We start from the raw sequence: 19,458 nt of genomic DNA on the forward strand, positions 1-19,458 counted from the left end.
TTTACAACACCTTTCCAATCGTTTCATAATTTTTTCCTATAGGAGTTAATTCAATACAACGTTGATTTTCTCCCTCTCTAAATATTTTTATATCTAATCTTTCCATCGGAAGTAAATCCTCGATGCGACTTGCCCATTCAATAACACATACCCCATCACCAAACAAGTAATCATCTAATCCGATATCATCTCCACCACTTTCTAAGCGATAGACATCCATATGATATAAAGGAATTCGACCTTGATACTCCTTTATAATATTAAATGTTGGACTGTTTACATTGCGATTAATTCCTAATCCCTTCGCGAGCCCTTTAGTAAAAGTGGTTTTTCCGGCACCCAAATCACCCTCTAATGTTAAAATCATTCCATTACTTACCCATTTACCAATTTTATATGCGATATCTTGCGTCTGTTCCAACGACGTCGTTCTGATTTTATATGTCATACTATCACCTTATACCTCATAGAATAAAACTTACATTATTATGGATTAATTTTCATCAAAAATAACTTTCTAATCTATAATATTTTCTAATTATATTATAACATATCTATATCACATAATTATTGTTAATACGACATTTATCTATAAAAGCACTGAAAAATGATAGAAAACGACAGCATTCTAAATGTTCTATCCTGTTGGTAACACGATGTAGCTATCTAAAAATTATTTATTTTTCTATTTATAAAGGTTAACAATTAAACCGATGGGTATAATAAAAAACTTTAATTAAATAATAGACACCTTAAATTAGAAACCCTTTTCATTGTACTCTGTCCCTCTATAGAAGAACAGCTAACTATGGACGTATAAAGAAAATCTCTAAGATAATTATGTACCATCCTATATTTAATCGACAACAAATAAAAAATTCCTGTGGATAAGGGGGAAATACAGCTACTTATATCCACAGGATTTAATTTAATTTAATTCTCGCCTGTTTAATCGTTCAAGAAATTAACTGATATAAAGCTAATAAAATAATCATAATACTCGCAACGTATTCGGCATACTTAACAGTATTTTGGCTCAACAAATTGTATGTTAATCGGCATCCTAGTTCGATAAAAAATATACTTAAAATCAGACAGGTTATTGATGTCAAATAAATATTAAGGCCTGTAAGGGCAGCGCCGATCCCAAGTCCAAAATTATTTATACATAGAAAAAAACCTAGCATGCACGCTTCCCGTAAATCGATAGATTTAGAATGATCCATATCAAATTGTTCAGCAACATTGGCAGCATCATCTAAGATTTCGCGATCATTTTTAGTTTTTAAATGCTTCCTGAATGACTGATAAAACATATAAATACCAAATAAAAATAGTAAGGCACTACCTATATACTGGGCAATCGAACCAACACAAAATCCATCAAATAAATTACCTATATACATTCCACCTAGGGTACCTAGGCATGAAATCATACCAACAATTAAATTGCTTAAAAAGCAAATTTTTATTTTTCTTGCACCATAGCTTAAACCTATTATGAGATTATCACAGGTAACCGATGCGGAAAATAATAGAATAGCTAAAAAGTTCATTTTCTATCCCTACCTTTACTTTATTACAAGATACTATATGAAATAAAGTAGTAATAGGGACTACAAAACAAAAAAAACATCCCAAAGGATGTTAATTGGCTATTTGGAGCGGGTGAAGAGAATCGAACTCTCACAGTCAGCTTGGAAGGCTGAAGTTCTACCATTAAACTACACCCGCATTTTTTTATGGCCTAGCGACGTCCTACTCTCGCACTTGCGTACTACCCTCGGCGCTAAGGAGCTTAACTTCTGTGTTCGGTATGGGAACAGGTGTGCCCTCCTTGCCCTTATCACTAGACCTTCTGTCAGATCTTATCAATCTCACAAAACTAGATATCTTCTGCTTACTTCTTCTTGTCCGGCAACTCTCGCATCACAGTGGTAAAGTTCAATAACTGTTCATCACCTTCGTGATTCCTCAGTTCTTTTCACTTTCTGCCTGTGATAATCGCTCGTTTTTGCCTTTCCTATTTAGTTAAGTCCTCGATCGATTAGTATCAGTCCGCTTCATCTGTCACCAAACTTCCACTCCTGACCTATCTACCTCGTCGTCTTCAAGGGATCTTACTTCTTTCGAATGGGAAATCTCATCTTGAGGGGGGCTTCACGCTTAGATGCTTTCAGCGTTTATCCCTTCCACACGTAGCTACCCAGCTATGCTCCTGGCAGAACAACTGGTACACCAGCGGTGTGTCCATCCCGGTCCTCTCGTACTAAGGACAGCTCCTCTCAAATTTCCTACGCCCACGACGGATAGGGACCGAACTGTCTCACGACGTTCTGAACCCAGCTCGCGTACCGCTTTAATGGGCGAACAGCCCAACCCTTGGGACCGACTACAGCCCCAGGATGCGATGAGCCGACATCGAGGTGCCAAACCTCCCCGTCGATGTGAACTCTTGGGGGAGATCAGCCTGTTATCCCCGGGGTAGCTTTTATCCGTTGAGCGACGGCCCTTCCATTCGGTACCGCCGGATCACTAAGCCCGACTTTCGTCCCTGCTCGACTTGTTGGTCTCGCAGTCAAGCTCCCTTCTGCCTTTACACTCTTCGAATGATTTCCAACCATTCTGAGGGAACCTTTGGGCGCCTCCGTTACTCTTTGGGAGGCGACCGCCCCAGTCAAACTGCCCACCTGACACTGTCCCCTGACCAGCTCATGGCCACGGGTTAGAACCCCAGTAACACAAGGGTAGTATCCCAACAGCGACTCCTCCAAGACTGGCGTCCTGGTCTCTTCGTCTCCTACCTATCCTGTACATGTGTCACCAGTGCTCAATATCAAGCTACAGTAAAGCTCCACGGGGTCTTTCCGTCCTGTCGCGGGTAACCTGCATCTTCACAGGTACTATGATTTCACCGAGTCTCTTGTTGAGACAGCGCCCAGATCGTTACGCCTTTCGTGCGGGTCGGAACTTACCCGACAAGGAATTTCGCTACCTTAGGACCGTTATAGTTACGGCCGCCGTTTACTGGGGCTTCAATTCAAAGCTTCGCTTGCGCTAACCTCTCCTCTTAACCTTCCAGCACCGGGCAGGCGTCAGCCCCTATACATCACCTTGCGGTTTAGCAGAGACCTGTGTTTTTGATAAACAGTCGCCTGGGCCTTTTCACTGCGGCTTGCTTTCACAAGCACCCCTTCTCCCGAAGTTACGGGGTCATTTTGCCGAGTTCCTTAACAAGAGTTCTCTCGCTCATCTTAGGATTCTCTCCTCGCCTACCTGTGTCGGTTATCGGTACGGGCACCTAATAAATTATCCCTAGAAGCTTTTCTTGGAAGCGTGACATCAGCTGACTTCACCCTTGCGGGCTTTCGGCATCACAGCTCAATGTTTCGCCATGCGGATTTGCCTACATGACCACCTCACTGCTTACACGTGAATCCATTCACACGCTCAACTTAGCCTTCTCCGTCACTCCTTCAGTTTATTAAGTGGTACAGGAATCTCTACCTGTTGTCCATCGGCTACGCCTTTCGGCCTCACCTTAGGTCCCGACTTACCCAGGGCGGACGAGCCTTCCCCTGGAAACCTTAGGCTTTCGATGGATAGGATTCTCACCTATCTTTCGCTACTCACACCGGCATTCTCACTTCTAACCGCTCCACAGCTCCTTCCGGTACTGCTTCTGTGCTGTTAGAACGCTCTCCTACCACTGACACTTCGTGTCAATCCGCAGCTTCGGCGGTCCGTTTAGCCCCGGTACATTTTCGGCGCAGAGTCACTCGACTAGTGAGCTATTACGCACTCTTTAAAGGATGGCTGCTTCTAAGCCAACCTCCTAGTTGTCTGTGCATCTCCACATCCTTTTCCACTTAACGGACACTTGGGGGCCTTAGCTGGCGGTCTGGGCTCTTTCCCTTTTGACCATGGACCTTATCACCCACAGTCTGACTCCCGATCATATCTATCTGGCATTCGGAGTTTGATTGAGATCAGTACCCCGAGGTGGGGCCATCACCCATTCAGTGCTCTACCTCCAGTAGACTCTTATCGAGGCTAGCCCTAAAGCTATTTCGGAGAGAACCAGCTATATCCGTGTTCGATTGGAATTTCACCCCTAGCCACAAGTCATCCAAGCACTTTTCAACGTGCCCTGGTTCGGCCCTCCAGTCAGTGTTACCTGACCTTCAGCCTGCTCATGGCTAGCTCACACGGTTTCGGGTCTACAACATCGTACTCCTCGCCCTATTCAGACTCGCTTTCGCTTCGGCTCCGTCTCTTCAACTTAACCTTGCACGATATCGTAACTCGCCGGTTCATTCTACAAAAGGCACGCCATCACCCTTTAACGGGCTCTGACTAGTTGTAGGCACACGGTTTCAGGTTCTCTTTCACTCCCCTTCCGGGGTTCTTTTCACCTTTCCCTCACGGTACTGGTTCACTATCGGTCACTAGGTAGTATTTAGCCTTACGAGATGGTCCTCGTTGCTTCCGACGGGATTTCTCGTGTCCCGCCGTACTCAGGATCCCTTCCCTGCTTCACACAATTTCACCTACGGGACTCTCACCCCCTCCGGTTGGCCTTCCCAGACCATTCGGCTATCATGTTCAGTCATTTCTGAAGGTCCTTCTACCCCGGATTACTCCGGTTTGGGCTCCTCCCTGTTCGCTCGCCGCTACTTGGGGAATCGATGTTTCTTTCTTTTCCTCCAGGTACTTAGATGTTTCAGTTCCCTGGGTCTGTCTCCTCTATGGCTATTGATTCACCATACGGTGCTAGCGTATGACCACTAGCGGGTTTCCCCATTCGGATATCCCCGGCTCTTTGCTTACTTACAGCTCCCCGAGGCGTTTCGCCGTTTGTCGCGTCCTTCTTCGACTCCTAGTGCCTAGGCATCCTCCGTGCGCCCTTTATTACTTAACTTTTCTTCTTCAGAAGATATCTAGTTTTCAAAGATCAATTCTAGGAAAATCGAAATTCTCCCAAAACTAAACAGAACGTCTCTTTCTCCATAGAAAGGAGGTGATCCATCCCCACCTTCCGGTAGGGATACCTTGTTACGACTTCACCCCAATCATCTACCCCACCTTAGGCAGCTCCCTCCTTGCGGTTAGGCCACTGACTTCGGGTGTTGTAAACTCTCGTGGTGTGACGGGCGGTGTGTACAAGACCCGGGAACGTATTCACCGCGACATTCTGATTCGCGATTACTAGCGATTCCAACTTCATGTAGGCGAGTTGCAGCCTACAATCCGAACTGAGATTGGCTTTATGAGGTTTGCTCCACGTCACCGCTTCGCTTCTCTTTGTACCAACCATTGTAGCACGTGTGTAGCCCAGGTCATAAGGGGCATGATGATTTGACGTCATCCCCACCTTCCTCCAGTTTGTCACTGGCAGTCTCGTTAGAGTCCCCATCTCACTGCTGGCAACTAACGACAGGGGTTGCGCTCGTTGCGGGACTTAACCCAACATCTCACGACACGAGCTGACGACAACCATGCACCACCTGTATCCATTGTCCCCGAAGGAAACCCTCTATCTCTAGAGGCGTCAATGGTATGTCAAGACCTGGTAAGGTTCTTCGCGTTGCTTCGAATTAAACCACATGCTCCACCGCTTGTGCGGGTCCCCGTCAATTCCTTTGAGTTTCAGTCTTGCGACCGTACTCCCCAGGCGGAGTGCTTAATGCGTTAACTTCAGCACTGAGGTTCGACCCCCAACACTTAGCACTCATCGTTTACGGCGTGGACTACCAGGGTATCTAATCCTGTTTGCTCCCCACGCTTTCGCGCCTCAGTGTCAGTTGCAGACCAGGAAGCCGCCTTCGCCACTGGTGTTCCTCCATATCTCTACGCATTTCACCGCTACACATGGAATTCCACTTCCCTCTTCTGCACTCAAGTCAACCAGTTTCCAATGACCCTCCACGGTTAAGCCGTGGGCTTTCACATCAGACTTAATTAACCACCTGCGCGCTCTTTACGCCCAATAATTCCGGATAACGCTTGCCACCTACGTATTACCGCGGCTGCTGGCACGTAGTTAGCCGTGGCTTTCTCATAAGGTACCGTCAATTGATAGTCATTTCCTCCTATCACCTTTCTTCCCTTATAACAGAATTTTACAACCCGAAGGCCTTCTTCATTCACGCGGCGTTGCTCGGTCAGGCTTTCGCCCATTGCCGAAGATTCCCTACTGCTGCCTCCCGTAGGAGTCTGGGCCGTGTCTCAGTCCCAGTGTGGCCGTTCACCCTCTCAGGTCGGCTACGCATCGTCGCCTTGGTAGGCCTTTACCCCACCAACTAGCTAATGCGCCGCAGGCTCATCCATCAGTGATGCCAGGAGCATCTTTAAACTTTCGTCCTATCCGGTATTAGCGATCGTTTCCAATCGTTGTCCCCGTCTGATGGGCAGATCACCTACGTGTTACTCACCCGTTCGCCGCTTCCCACCGAAGTGGTTCGCTCGACTTGCATGTATTAGGCACGCCGCCAGCGTTCATCCTGAGCCAGGATCAAACTCTCCATAATTGTTTGTTTCCTTAGCTTGCGAAATTTCTTTCGCTTATGATTCTTGACGTTCTGTTTAGTTTTCAAAGAACTTCTCTCGCCTTTTGGCGACTTCTTTATCTTACCACATTCGACTTTTTCTGTCAAATGTTTTTTTATCTTTTTTTGTAAGATTTCTTGTCCACCTCTCTTGGCGACTTTTCTAGTTTATCATGTTCAACAACTTCTGTCAAACACTTTTTAACTTTTTTCTAACCACTAAATAATTTAATAAAATAATTATCCTATTAAAAAATTAAATGGTGACCCGTACGGGATTCGAACCCGTGTATGCATGCGTGAAAGGCATGTGTGTTAAACCGCTTCACCAACGGGCCATATAATATGGCGGTCCAGACGGGAATCGAACCCGCGATCTCCTGCGTGACAGGCAGGCATGTTAACCGCTACACCACTGGACCAAGAACATGAATTATACTATCATAGTTCACATTTCATGTCAATATTTTTTTTTGAAAAACACAGTCAATTATTTTACTGATCTCTCGCTCGTATAGATAATCGCATAACAACCATATAAATCGTGATTCCGCCCCTCCTCTTTCTATCTCTAAAATAGGAAATTCAAAAGCTCCATCTTCAATCAATATTTATTTATATTCAATAAATTATAAGTTTAATGTCTCTTTTTACGAATGATATTAATTTCTAAATATTTTTCTTCTCTCAGCAAATATTTTTATTTATAAAAACAAAAAAGAGTTCTTACAAACTCTTACTGTTATCTTTATTATGGCGCGCCCAAGAGGAGTCGAACCCCTAACCTTTTGATCCGTAGTCAAACGCTCTATCCAATTGAGCTATGGGCGCTGTTCTAGTTGTTTTTATGGTGCGGCCGAGAGGACTCGAACCTCCACAGGATTGCTCCTACCAGCCCCTCAAGCTGGCGCGTCTACCATTCCGCCACGACCGCCTATCATGGCTTTTTAACGGCATTTCACCAAAAAAATTGGAGCGGGTGAAGAGAATCGAACTCTCACAGTCAGCTTGGAAGGCTGAAGTTCTACCATTAAACTACACCCGCTTATATATGGTCGGGAAGACAGGATTCGAACCTGCGACCCCCTGGTCCCAAACCAGGTGCTCTACCAAGCTGAGCCACTTCCCGAATAAATGGCGGTCCAGACGGGAATCGAACCCGCGATCTCCTGCGTGACAGGCAGGCATGTTAACCGCTACACCACTGGACCTTTTATTAAATGGTGACCCGTACGGGATTCGAACCCGTGTATGCATGCGTGAAAGGCATGTGTGTTAAACCACTTCACCAACGGGCCATACAACATTTTTTTATTATGGCGGAGCAGGAGGGATTTGAACCCTCGCGCCGGTTGCCCGACCTATACCCTTAGCAGGGGCACCTCTTCAGCCACTTGAGTACTACTCCGTTTGTTTTTTTAGCTCATCCCTGAGCACACATTTATAATACCATGTCCCCCATTAAAGGTCAACACTTTTTATAAAGTTTTTTTAAAAATTTATATTTTATTAGAATAATAGCTTTTATCCCCACTTTTATTAACTCATAAACAACATTTATCCCTAGAAATATTATCTAAAAAGAGCCTCCCATATCACTATGAGAGGCCTCATTTACTTACTGTTCTTCTTTTTCCCAACGTCTTAAATGCGGATAAGGATTAAATGCCCACTCACAGCGTCCATCATATTTATATAATCCAAAGTGTAAGTGAGGTGGAAACTTCCCACTCGTCCCTTCTTTACCATATCCTGTACTTCCAACATATCCAATAACTTGCCCCGGTTCTACGATATCCCCCTCCTTCAAATCGCCTTCATAACCTTGTAAATGAGCATAGTATTGATAAGTATTATAAATATCACGAATACCTATACGATAGCCACCATAATCATTCCATCCCATTATTTCTACCACTCCATATGCAGTTGCTAAAACGGGAGTTGAATAATTTGCAAAGATGTCAATTCCCTCATGAGACCGAGCACCTCCCCAACTTCGAGCAGTACCATAATTATCTTGAAAACTATAACTATATCTTTTAGAAACTGGAAGGCATCGCTTATCTAATACGATAGTATCAAAATGTTTGAAAAGCTGTGCAATTTCTTCAATAATTTTAACCGCCTGATCCTGTTGATAATAAGAGTTCAAGGCTTCTTTAAATGTATCAAATGATCTGATGTACTCAACCATCGTATACATCACATCTTCCTCATTATTAATATCAGCAACCCCGTCCCCATTTCCGTCTTTTCCAATTCCCCCAAACAAGTTAATCGTATAACTATCATTATCATAATAGTAAGGATTTTCAGGACCAGACCATCGCTCATTTGTAATAAAAATAGAAATGGTATCATACTTCAACTTATCTGATCCCTCTTTAAATTTATATGTATTTCTTTCATATTGATCGATAGCCGCGATTTCATACCATGGAACCCCTGATGCCAATTCATAATCCTTATACATTTTTAATCGTGCTTCATGATTACTATCTTCGGCATCAACAATCAGATTCGGAATGGACACTATAACAAACAGTAACAGTGGTATTAAAAGTCTATGCTTCATATTTTCACCCATTTCCAAAATTGAATTTACTTTACTAATAAACAGAAAGGTACTAAAGTCTCCTAACAGGATCATCATTTCCTCTTTATTAATAGTCTAATAATAGTATGCCAATTTTAAAAATATCGTATGCAAGATACGCGCATCATCCTTTTACCTTTTTTATACATTTAATTGCGGTTAACTTAAATCCCCACACCGTAAATCCAAAGCTGTAAAACTAAAAAAACAAACAAAAAGAAAGAGCAAAACAAACTCCCTATAAAACCAATTTTCTCATATTTAATTTTATACAGATAGTAAAACCCTCCACTTCCTAATAATAAAACAATAAACAAATACGTGATTATTCCTATCCCTCCGCTTATTATTAACAAAAGAGTGATTATGATATTAAAAACGATTGCTAATTGTACCCAACGGTCTTTTCCTTGAAAATTTAACTTTTTAGACTGAATAAGATAGTAAAATAGTACTCAATAAAAATAAATACTATTAATAATAAACCATATGCTAATGACATTGTTACACCTACTTTTTTTCCATTTCCTTTATTATAGCAGGATTAAAAAGGAATAACGAATTTATAATCATTGTTTTTTTAAAATTATGTCCAAACATTAGCCTACACCTATGCGTCATAAAGAATCCATTAATAAAAGACGACTTTCAGAGTTAGTAACGTAAGCGGGTAATTATAATACGGATAGAAAAAAAGCAAGGTTCGTTGTACACTAAAGGCACACTGAATCTTGCTTTTTATTTACAATTTTCTTGAATTATTTTTGACCAGGGTAAAAAGTCCCCCAATAGCTGTGGATTTACTAAGAATTCGCAATTTGGAAGTTTTTCAAAAAGGTAGGTTAAATAACGATAGACATTTAATCCGTTGGCTTTGGCTGTTTCAATTAAGGTATATGCCATGGCGTTTGCTTGGGCCCCTTTGACACTCGTTGAAAAGAGGTAATTCTTACGTCCAACGACAACGGGTCTAATAGCTTGTTCGGCTAAATTATTAGAGATCTCTAAACGTCCATTTGACAAGAATTCTGTGAGTGCTCGTCTTTGGTTCTGGGCATAAACAATCGCTGTTTGTAACTTACCTTTAACCGTACGAATCCCTTCAATAAATTGATAAAAGGATTCAATGATTGGCCGAATTTTTGATTCTCTTTGGATTTGACGTTCCTCAGGGGAAAGGTGTATCAACTCTCGTTCTAACCGAAAGATTTGATTACAGAAGTGAACGGCTTGTTTGGCTTTCCCATGTTCCGTTGAAACCTCTTGAAATTTCCGGCGTGCATGTGCCCAACACCCCACGGTGGTCACATTTGGCAAATCTTTGTAAGCTATATAGCCATCACAATGAAGCCATCCTTTAAACGACCGAAGTAGTTCTAAAATAACAGACTTCGCGCGTGTTAAATCGGCGTGATAAAAAACAATGGGATGGGACACATCTTTGATGGTACGAATCAACCAAATTCGAGCCTCTGATGTAGCAGGTTTTCCATCCGAACGATTTAAAATCTGATAATATGTTTCATCCGCATGTAGGACCTCTTGTTGGCGTAATTTATCTAGAAATAGTTTATATAAAGGTTCTAGCCAATCAAAAGAGGCACGGATAATCCAATTAGAGAGAGTTTTCCGACTTACTTCTAATCCATAAGACGACCATTCTTTCTCTTGGCGATAAGTTGGTAATCCGAGTTCAAATTTTTGATGAAAAAGCCAAGCCAATGTTGTTGGTCCTGCTAAGCTACGTTGGATAGGTCCCTTAGGAACCTCGGCACAACGAATGGATTTAGCTTCAAGATTAGGATCATGACAATCACATTCGTAGGCATGTGAAATATAAACTTTCTTATATAATCGTGCAGGTACAAAACAGACTTCTTCACGAACAACCTTTTTCCCCATTGGTTTCATGGCCTGACCGCAATGGTCACATGTACAATCCTCTCCATGAAGTTCACAATGAACTTCTTCAATAGGTAAATCTTTCGTTAATTCTGCTTTACGACCAGATGTCTTACGACGGCGATACGTAATTTCCTCTGTCGGTTCATCCTTTGTCAGAGGTTCTTCTAATACAGGATCCCCAAAAAGGGTAAGCTGACCTGGATCAACCTTAGTTTTCTCGCTTGAGGATCCAAAAAGCTTTTTTGAAAGAAACTCAACCTGTTCAATAAGCGTATCAATTTTGTCGGTCTGCTCCATCATTTTTAATTGGAGCTTATTAATTTTTTCCTCTTTTTGGGCGAGTAGTTGAGCTTGTTGATCCAGTTTCTTTAATAGTTTCTGATTTTCTTCGATTAGTTTTGATTCAAACGTGTTCAACTTGGCTCACCTCTTTTCTAAATGATTTTATTAGTCTTAGTATGTCCAACTTTATATAGAAAATACAGGATTTATTACCATTTTTAATTAATGCATCCTTTGCGGGCGGGTTTGATAGCTTTAGGCTGTTGGATAGAGAGTCCCTCAAGTAACCAGCGAAGCTCCTGACTCGTTAACTTTTTGACTTCTTCTTGGTTTCGTGGCCATTGAAGGTTCCCATTCTCTAGCCTTTTATATAAGAGGATAAAGCCATCCGTATCCCAATAAAGTGCTTTAAATCGATCCTTTTTTAGACCACAGAAAAGAAATAAGGCATCATCAAATAAATCTAAATTATATTTATCCGTAATAATTCCCGCGAGACGATCAATCCCACAACGCATATCCGTCCGACCACAAACGACAAAAATATTTTTAACATGAGTGAAATCAACTAACATTTTTCATCAACTCCGTCAGAACTCTCCTTAAAAGATCGTCATTAATCCCAGGATAAAAAGTTATTTCACTTCCATTCAGTTGAACACAACAGATGGGAGTTCTTTTTTTAGTGGAATCTGTTTCAAGTTGAATCGGAACAATTAATGGACTTTCCTTCATAAAAATGACCTCCTTTTCTTTGATAGCTAAAGTATAGCTCAAAGTTGGAGGTCAAAATAGACATGTTTATATTACGCGCTTACTTAGTAACTTTCCCTTTTAAATAGATTCAAAAATCATTCTTATCATCAGTTACGAATACTAACTATTAAAAACCCATAAAAAAACTGTTTCAAAGCATGGACAAATCACCCGCTTTAAAACAGTTTTTTATTTTATTATCCAATCGCAAATGTTAGTTCGGCCTCTACAGCAACCTTACCATTTAAAGTTGCAATTGCTTTGCCGACTCCAATACTCCCCTTCACTTTAACTAGTTCAGTTTCTAGAGTCAACACATCTCCAGGAACAACCTTTTGACGGAACTTCGCCGTTTTAATACCTGCAAAATAGGCAATTTTCCCCTTATTAGCTTCCAAACTTAAGATGGCAACTGCCCCTACTTGAGCAAGGGCCTCAATAATAAGAACCCCAGGCATCACATGTTGTTGCGGAAAATGTCCCATGAATTGCATTTCATTTGCAGAAACACATTTCGTCCCTAATGCTCTCTTACCAGGTTCTAATTCATCTATACGATCAACTAATAAAAATGGATAACGATGAGGAATAATTTCCTGAATCTGATTACTATTTAAAACCATTTAAGCACCCTCCATTTAATACATATAATATAGAAAGAAAAGTTAATCTTTTATCCGGCATATTTTTTGAAAATAACACACGCATTATGTCCACCAAATCCTAACGAATTTGATAACGCATATTCAATATCCATTTTACGTCCCTGATTTGGAACAATGTCTAAATCACATTCAGGATCAGGCTGTGAATAATTAATAGTTCCTGGAACAAAACCATCCTGTAACGATTTAACTGTAATAATGGCCTCCACTGCTCCCGCTGCCCCTAGAAGATGCCCTGTATGCCCTTTAGTTGAACTAAGCATCACATTTGTCTGATCACCAAATACCTTTTTTACTCCTAGAGTTTCTAACTTATCATTTAATGGCGTCGATGTTCCATGTGCGTTAATATAATCTATTTGATCTGCTGTAATATTTGCATCATTTAATGCCATTGTAAAACAAGCGGCAGCACCATTTGCCTCTGTATCAGGAGCTGTCATATGGAATGCATCACAACTTACACCATATCCAATAAGCTCGGCATAAATAGTTGCTCCACGTTTTTTGGCATGCTCGTATTCTTCCAAAATTAATGCTCCTGAACCTTCTCCCATAACAAACCCATTACGCTCAGCGTCAAAAGGGATAGATGCACGATTTTTATCTGTTGCTGTAGATAAGGCCTTCATTGAAGAAAATCCACCGATACCAAGCGGTGTAATTGAAGCCTCTGCACCACCCGCTAACATAATATCAGCATATCCATCACGGACATATTTAAAGGCCTCACCAATTGAATTAGTCCCAGCGGCGCATGCAGTTACAATATCTAAACAAGCTCCTTTAGCCCCTAGCATAATAGCAACATTTCCGGCAGCCAAATTTCCAATAGCCATTGGGATAAAAAATGGTGATACACGTTCATATCCCTTTTTGATTCCTTTTTCCTTTTCCGATTCAATTGTTCCAATTCCACCAATTCCCGAACTTAAAATAACTCCAAAGCGATTGGCTTCAATCTCATCCATATTAATTTTTGAATCCTCATAGGCTTGCTTAGCAGCTATTAAGGCCAGTTGGCTAAAACGATCCAATCGTTTAGCTTCTTTCTTATTAATATAATCTTCAATATTTAAATCTTTAATTTCTCCAGCTAATTTAACTTTAAAATCAGTTGTATCAAAATGAGTAATTTCATCGATTCCACAAACACCATTTTTAATATTTTCCCACATCGTATCAACATCATTACCAACGGGACAAACAGTTCCTAATCCTGTCACTACAACCCTACGCTTATTCACAGTCATTACACCCTCTTTCATTAAATAGCCATTCCACCGTCTACAACTAAGACTTGCCCTGTAATATATCGTGCCTCATCACTTACTAAAAAGGCCACGGCATTTGCAATATCCTCTACTTCTCCAAGTTGACCTAACGGGATATTTTCCAAAACTTTTTCAGTAACATCATCTGATAGTTTAGCTGTCATATCCGATTTAATATAGCCTGGAGCGATCGCATTTACTCGAATTTTACGTGATGCAAACTCTTTCGCTAATGATTTAGTCAATCCAATAACTCCAGCTTTTGAGGCTGCATAGTTTGCTTGTCCAATGTTTCCATTCATTCCAACAACAGACGATAGATTAATAATAACTCCCTCTCGCTGTTTTAAGATAGAGCGTGTCACACTTTTACAAACATTCCACGTTCCTTTTAAATTAACATCTATTACAGAATCAAAAGATTGTTGATCCATTCTCATCATTAAATTGTCCGCCGTAATCCCTGCGTTATTAATAATAATATCGAGATGTCCAAAATCTTTGATAATTTGCTTAGTCATGACCTCTACCTCGTCATAATTAGCCACATTAGCCTGATAAATTTTAGCATCTACACCTAACGATTGAATACGAGCTAATGTTTCTTCTGCTTTGTTAACATTCCCCGCGTAATTAATAGCCACATGGCATCCTAGTGATGCCAACTTTAACGCAATAGCGGCCCCAATTCCACGTGATCCTCCCGTTACTAGAGCTACTTTCCCTTGTAGTTTCATTTAAAATTCCTCCTATGCGCTCAATTCATTTAATGTTTTTTGTAATGAATCCATATCTTCAACGTTTAAGACTTTAGCCTGACGATTAATTTTTTTCACGAAACCGCTTAATGTCTTTCCGGGACCAATTTCAATAAAAGTATCCACTCCCGCATCCATCATTTGACGAATACTTTTTTCCCACTCAACACTCGTCGCCATTTGAGAAACCATTAACTCCCTTAAGTCTCTATCTGAACGATAGTAATCCCCGAGTACATTTAGAACAAGTGGAATCTGAGGCTCATTTATCTCTTTAGACTCTAAAAGTTCACCAAAATCTTTTGCCGTCTCTTGTAATAAAGAGGTATGGAAAGGACCACTGACCGGTAAAACAATGGCTCGTTTTGCTCCATAATTTTTGGCAATTTCACAGGCATAGTCAATTGCTTCTACCGTTCCACCAATCACAATTTGTCCTGGACAATTTAAATTAGCGACTTCAACAATTCCTTTATCTGATGCCTCCTGACAAAGAGCCTCTGCCTTTTCTTTATCTAGTCCAAGTATAGCTGCCATTTTTCCATTCGTAACTGCTCCCATTAAAGCTCCACGATCTGCAACTAATGAAACACCTGCATTAAAATCAAACACTCCTGCTGCACAAAGGGCTGAGTATTCCCCTAAACTAAATCCCGCTAAAACGTCTGGTTTAACCCCCGCCTCTTCTAATAATGATAATGCCATTTGAGAAACAACGAAAATAGCGGGTTGTGTATAAGTCGTTTCATTTAATCTTTTTTCCGCATCTTCAAAACATAATTCCTTTATGTTAAAGGGTAAGATTTCGTTCGCTTTATCCATTAATTGACGCGCTCTCTCATTAGATTCATAAAAAGATTTACCCATTCCAGCATATTGTGATCCCTGACCAGAAAATAAAAATGCGATTTTCGCCATAATATGATTGCCCCTTTCTCTCTTAGCTGACTTTTAAATCTTCCATAACCTTTGATGCATGGTTATAAATATCCTCAATAATTTCAGAGACTGTTTGTACTTTTGAAAGCATTCCGGCCACTTGTCCAACCATAACCGAACCACCTTTAACATCCCCATCAAGAACAGCCTTACGTAATGATCCTAATGTTAAATACTCAAGTTCCTCAGCAGAAACTCCTTTTTTCTCAAGAGCCACGTATTCTCTAGTCATTGGATTTTTCAAACAACGAACAGGGACTCCAACACTTCGTCCCGTAACAACTGTATCCGTATCCTTCGCCTTTAAAATAGCCTGTTTATAGTTCTCATGAACCGGACATTCCTTTGCTGTTAAGAACCTTGTTCCAATTTGAACACCACAAGCTCCTAGAGCCATCGCCGCCACCATTCCGCGACCATCGGCAATTCCACCTGCCGCAATAACCGGTAAATCAACGGCATCAACTACTTGAGGTAAAAGGGCCATCGTTGTTAGCTCACCTACATGTCCGCCCGATTCTGTTCCTTCAGCAATAATAGCATCTACACCTAATCGCGCAACACGCTTTGCAAGAGCCACCGAAGGCACGACAGGAATAATTTTGATTCCAGCTGCTTTAAACATCTCGATATATGGACCGGGGCTTCCAGCACCCGTAGTAACAACTTTAACTCCCTCTTCTACAATAACTTTAGCCAGCTCATCACAATGTGGGTTCATTAACATTAAATTAACCCCAAATGGCTTATCTGTTAACTTCTTGCATTTTACAATCTCATCTCTTAATCGATTGGCATCCCAGCCACCAGAACCAATAATACCTAATCCGCCTGCATTAGAAACTGCTGCTGCTAGCTCCGCTAAAGAAATATTCGCCATTCCTCCTTGAATAATTGGATATTTAATATTTAATAAAGTTGTCAAAGACATCTTTTTATCCTCCCTTATGTTCATATTTTAAATAGAGACGATGCATCCGCCCCATGTTAATCCCCCACCGAATCCTATTAGCATGACACGATCCCCAGATTTAACTATCTGTTTATTCATTGCTTCATTTAATGCAATTGGGATACTCGCTGCCGATGTGTTTCCATATTCGGAGACATTTAAAAAGAATTGCTCAGATGACGCGCTTAAATCTTTAACAACTTTATCAATAATCCTTTTATTAGCCTGATGTGGGATAATTAAATCAATATCTTCTAATGTTAGTTGATTTTCCTTTAATAATTTTTCAATAGTTTCTTTAATCGCTGTTACGGCAAATTTAAAGACTGCCGCACCATGCATATGAAAAGAAATAGGTGTTATCTCCGTTTGATAAAGCGGATTGTTAACAGGAAATTTACTTGTACCTAGTACACCTTCTTCGTCACCCTTACAATTTAAATAAAAGCTTGGCGACGGCGTACCATCATACTCAATAACAGCCGCACCTGCACCATCACCAAATAATACGCAGGTTGAACGATCATTCCAATCCATAATTTTCGATAAAACTTCTGCACCAATCACTAAAGCTTTCTTGATTGGATTAGCTTTTAAAAATTGTTCCGCAGTTACAAGTGCGTATACAAAACCGGTACAGGCAGCATTCATATCAAATGCAATAACAGGTTGACTAATACCTAACCTTGCCTGAATTAGACATGCTGTTGACGGTGTTAATTGCTCAGGAGTAAATGTGGCAACAATAATTAAACCAATCTCATCAAAATCAATAGCCGCAGATTCAATCGCACCTTTGGCTGCACCATAAGCTAGATCCGTTGTATCTTCGGTTGTAGCAATATAACGATTCGATATCCCGGTTCGTGTAAAAATCCATTCGTCCGTTGTATCCACAATGGACTCTATCTGCTTATTATTTAATTTAGCAGCGGGAACGCAATATCCACTCCCTAAAATCTTAATCCCCACTCAGTTCACCTCTGCTTTCTTAAATGCTAACGATTAAGGGAATCGTATTCCCCAATCAATCTATATTTTTTATAACGTTTATTTAACAATTGTCTTGTTGTCATTTTTTTCACCTGTGAAAGGTACCCATTTAGCTGTTCTTTTAATTGGTCAAATACGTATTGTGGAAATTGATGGGCCCCACCAATAGGTTCTTTTATAATTTTCTCAATAATTCCTCGATCTAAGTATTCCTTAGCTGTTAGTTTCATCACCTCGGCCGCTTCCTGCGCGCGTGATCCATCCTTATATAAAATAGAGGCGAATCCCTCTGGGGATAAAATAGAGTAAATCGCATACTCTAACATCCAAATTTCATCGCTAACTCCCAAGGCTAAAGCCCCACCACTTCCACCTTCACCAATAACAATTGATAAAGTTGGAACCGTTAAATTTGACATCTCACGTAAGCACTCTGCAATAGCATGACCTTGCCCACGTTCCTCGGCCTCGGGTCCCGGATAGGCCCCTGGTGTATCAATAAAAGTGATAATCGGACGATTAAATTTTTCAGCCTGTTTCATCAAACGTAATGCCTTTCTATATCCCTCAGGATGAGGCATTCCAAAATTACACTTAATATTTTCAGCTGTTGTACATCCTTTTTGGTGGGCAATAACAGTGACTGCTTGATTCCCTAACTTTGCAATTCCCCCAATAATCGCTTCATCATCACGATATAACCGATCACCATGTAACTCAATAAAAGAATCAAAAATATATTCTATGTAATCACGTGCCTTAGGACGTTTGGAGTGACGGGCTAATGTAACATGATCCCATGCTGTTAGATGTTGATAGGCGCGTTTTTTATAACGATTTAATTGTTGCTGTAGTTCCTCTATCTCCTCCTGATCGTCTAATGAAATTTCATTTAATTTCATTTCAATCTCAGAAATCTTTACTTCTAAATCAAGAATAGACATCTAACATTCACTCCCTTCGTGCAATTCAATTAACATTGCAAGTTTATCTCTTAACTCATATCGACTAACAACTAAATCCACTAGTCCTTTTTCCTGTAAAAATTCAGCTGTTTGAAAATGATCAGGAAGTTTTTGTTTAATCGTCTGTTCAACAACACGACGCCCCGCAAATCCAACAGAGGCACCCTTTTCTGCAATGATAATATCTCCTAAAGTAGCAAATGAGGCAGTAACTCCACCCATCGTTGGATGGGTCAAAACACTAATATATAACAAGCCTGCTTGGTTATGTTTAGCAAGTGCCGCCGATGTTTTAGCCATCTGCATAAGGGAATAAATTCCCTCCTGCATCCGCGCACCACCCGATGTACACACCATAATAAGTGGAATTTTACGTGAAGTAGAGACCTCGATTAAACGCGTAATCTTTTCACCAACGACTGAGCCCATACTTGCCATTAAAAAATGGCTGTCCATAATACCGATAGCAACGCTGTATCCGGCAATTTTACCAATTCCGGTCACTACTGCTTCATTTAATTGAGTTTTCTCCATTAATCCTTCGATTTTTTTCTCATATCCTGGAAAGGATAACGGATTAAGCGTATGTAAGCGACGATTTATTTCTTTGAAACTTCCCGGATCAATCAGACTATCCAACCGTTGTTGTGCCGTCATCCGATGATGAAATCCACAACTTGGACAAACTCCTAAATTAGTGTTTAATTGTCTAACCGATACAACCTCTTTACATGATTCACATTTTGTATAAACTCCCTCGTTGATATCTCGTTTAGGAGTTGATGATTTTAACTTCTTCTGCCGTTGTAGAAAAAATCCCAT

At 40.7% G+C, this 19,458-nt stretch carries 14 protein-coding genes, 10 tRNA genes and 3 rRNA genes; all 27 read right to left on the minus strand.

The features are described 5' to 3' along the window. Position 1: 1 nt before the first annotated feature. The 27 genes from tsaE to accD all read right to left on the minus strand — a co-directional run bounded on the left by tsaE (position 2) and on the right by accD (position 19,458). On the minus strand, positions 2 to 448 hold the full coding sequence (tsaE, locus tag AC6I0I_RS10055) for a tRNA (adenosine(37)-N6)-threonylcarbamoyltransferase complex ATPase subunit type 1 TsaE (protein WP_161832315.1): 447 nt from the start codon (positions 446 to 448) through the stop codon (positions 2 to 4). A gap of 508 nt (positions 449 to 956) precedes the next feature. Beyond that, entirely contained in the window at positions 957 to 1,556 is a 600-nt protein-coding gene (gene ytaF / locus AC6I0I_RS10060; protein WP_161832316.1) for a sporulation membrane protein YtaF, read from the minus strand. 104 nt (positions 1,557 to 1,660) lie between these two features. After that, positions 1,661 to 1,734, minus strand: a tRNA-Gly gene (locus tag AC6I0I_RS10065). An 11-nt stretch (positions 1,735 to 1,745) separates the two neighbouring features. Further along, positions 1,746 to 1,854, minus strand: a 5S ribosomal RNA gene (rrf, locus tag AC6I0I_RS10070). A gap of 173 nt (positions 1,855 to 2,027) precedes the next feature. Further along, a 23S ribosomal RNA gene (locus AC6I0I_RS10075) occupies positions 2,028 to 4,921 on the minus strand. A gap of 92 nt (positions 4,922 to 5,013) precedes the next feature. Beyond that, positions 5,014 to 6,530, minus strand: a 16S ribosomal RNA gene (locus tag AC6I0I_RS10080). Together the 16S, 23S and 5S rRNA genes with 10 tRNA genes alongside form the textbook arrangement of a ribosomal RNA operon. A 279-nt stretch (positions 6,531 to 6,809) precedes the next feature. Next, positions 6,810 to 6,886: transfer RNA gene (locus AC6I0I_RS10085), tRNA-Glu, on the minus strand. Positions 6,887 to 6,894: 8 nt separating this feature from the next. Then, positions 6,895 to 6,970: transfer RNA gene (locus AC6I0I_RS10090), tRNA-Asp, on the minus strand. Between the two features lie 332 nt (positions 6,971 to 7,302). Next, positions 7,303 to 7,379 (minus strand) — tRNA-Arg (locus AC6I0I_RS10095). A 17-nt stretch (positions 7,380 to 7,396) separates the two neighbouring features. Further along, positions 7,397 to 7,482, minus strand: a tRNA-Leu gene (locus AC6I0I_RS10100). A gap of 37 nt (positions 7,483 to 7,519) precedes the next feature. Further along, a tRNA-Gly gene (locus tag AC6I0I_RS10105) sits at positions 7,520 to 7,593 on the minus strand. Between the two features lie 7 nt (positions 7,594 to 7,600). Next, positions 7,601 to 7,677, minus strand: a tRNA-Pro gene (locus tag AC6I0I_RS10110). A gap of 6 nt (positions 7,678 to 7,683) precedes the next feature. Beyond that, positions 7,684 to 7,759 (minus strand) — tRNA-Asp (locus AC6I0I_RS10115). A gap of 10 nt (positions 7,760 to 7,769) precedes the next feature. Continuing rightward, positions 7,770 to 7,846 (minus strand) — tRNA-Glu (locus AC6I0I_RS10120). Between the two features lie 19 nt (positions 7,847 to 7,865). Beyond that, positions 7,866 to 7,956, minus strand: a tRNA-Ser gene (locus tag AC6I0I_RS10125). Positions 7,957 to 8,166: 210 nt separating this feature from the next. Then, on the minus strand, positions 8,167 to 9,126 hold the full coding sequence (locus AC6I0I_RS10130; protein ID WP_161832708.1) for a M23 family metallopeptidase: 960 nt from the start codon (positions 9,124 to 9,126) through the stop codon (positions 8,167 to 8,169). A 759-nt stretch (positions 9,127 to 9,885) separates the two neighbouring features. Continuing rightward, entirely contained in the window at positions 9,886 to 11,469 is a 1,584-nt protein-coding gene (gene tnpC / locus AC6I0I_RS10135; protein ID WP_262953973.1) for an IS66 family transposase, read from the minus strand. 83 nt (positions 11,470 to 11,552) lie between these two features. After that, positions 11,553 to 11,909 carry an IS66 family insertion sequence element accessory protein TnpB gene (gene tnpB / locus AC6I0I_RS10140; protein ID WP_161832238.1) on the minus strand — a complete coding sequence of 119 codons (357 nt, stop codon included), beginning with the start codon at positions 11,907 to 11,909 and terminating at the stop codon, positions 11,553 to 11,555. Further along, positions 11,899 to 12,069 carry a hypothetical protein gene (locus AC6I0I_RS10145; RefSeq protein ID WP_161832239.1) on the minus strand — a complete coding sequence of 57 codons (171 nt, stop codon included), beginning with the start codon at positions 12,067 to 12,069 and terminating at the stop codon, positions 11,899 to 11,901. The genes tnpB and AC6I0I_RS10145 overlap by 11 nt, the downstream gene beginning before the upstream one ends. A 218-nt stretch (positions 12,070 to 12,287) precedes the next feature. Then, positions 12,288 to 12,713 (minus strand): 3-hydroxyacyl-ACP dehydratase FabZ, encoded by a 426-nt coding sequence (fabZ, locus tag AC6I0I_RS10150; RefSeq protein WP_161832710.1) that lies wholly within the window; start codon positions 12,711 to 12,713, stop codon positions 12,288 to 12,290. Positions 12,714 to 12,763: 50 nt separating this feature from the next. Further along, positions 12,764 to 14,002 (minus strand): beta-ketoacyl-ACP synthase II, encoded by a 1,239-nt coding sequence (gene fabF, locus AC6I0I_RS10155; protein WP_161832711.1) that lies wholly within the window; start codon positions 14,000 to 14,002, stop codon positions 12,764 to 12,766. 20 nt (positions 14,003 to 14,022) lie between these two features. Then, entirely contained in the window at positions 14,023 to 14,766 is a 744-nt protein-coding gene (gene fabG / locus AC6I0I_RS10160; protein WP_262950345.1) for a 3-oxoacyl-[acyl-carrier-protein] reductase, read from the minus strand. A gap of 12 nt (positions 14,767 to 14,778) precedes the next feature. Further along, a complete protein-coding gene (gene fabD, locus AC6I0I_RS10165) occupies positions 14,779 to 15,705 on the minus strand; it encodes an ACP S-malonyltransferase (RefSeq protein ID WP_262950343.1) in 927 nt (308 codons plus the stop codon). A gap of 22 nt (positions 15,706 to 15,727) precedes the next feature. Further along, positions 15,728 to 16,657, minus strand: coding sequence for an enoyl-[acyl-carrier-protein] reductase FabK (gene fabK / locus AC6I0I_RS10170; RefSeq protein ID WP_161832714.1), 930 nt, complete (start codon positions 16,655 to 16,657; stop codon positions 15,728 to 15,730). 27 nt (positions 16,658 to 16,684) lie between these two features. Next, on the minus strand, positions 16,685 to 17,650 hold the full coding sequence (locus tag AC6I0I_RS10175) for a beta-ketoacyl-ACP synthase III (protein WP_262950341.1): 966 nt from the start codon (positions 17,648 to 17,650) through the stop codon (positions 16,685 to 16,687). 26 nt (positions 17,651 to 17,676) lie between these two features. After that, entirely contained in the window at positions 17,677 to 18,615 is a 939-nt protein-coding gene (locus AC6I0I_RS10180; RefSeq protein ID WP_262950339.1) for an acetyl-CoA carboxylase carboxyltransferase subunit alpha, read from the minus strand. Next, the gene (accD, locus tag AC6I0I_RS10185) at positions 18,616 to 19,458 is read right to left on the minus strand and encodes an acetyl-CoA carboxylase, carboxyltransferase subunit beta (RefSeq protein WP_161832717.1); all 843 of its coding nucleotides are present in this window, start codon (positions 19,456 to 19,458) and stop codon (positions 18,616 to 18,618) included.

Source organism: Turicibacter sp. St.80E1, from assembly GCF_059728495.1.